Here is a 251-nt window from a genome sequence, read left to right as displayed (position 1 = left end):
TTCACACCGCCGGGCAGGCCGTGCGCGCGCGCCGGGTCGCCCCAGCCGTCCCACCGCATGTCGATGCGCTCGTTCTCGGCCTGGGTGCTCACGCGTCCTCCGGGTGGGTCGTCAGATCGGGTCGGGTCGCGTTACAGTGTTACACAAGATGACACTTCGTAATGCAGGCCCGGATGCAGTCTCGCCCGCCCCCGACGCGCTGGGCGACACCCCCGACGACGCCCCCGACCGCACCGAGGCGCGCCTCCTGG

It is taken from the genome of Promicromonospora kroppenstedtii DSM 19349 (assembly GCF_000515355.1).
Taxonomy (GTDB): domain Bacteria; phylum Actinomycetota; class Actinomycetes; order Actinomycetales; family Cellulomonadaceae; genus Promicromonospora; species Promicromonospora kroppenstedtii.
The sequence above is the reverse complement of the archived record's forward strand: the minus strand, read 5'-3'. Positions refer to the sequence as shown.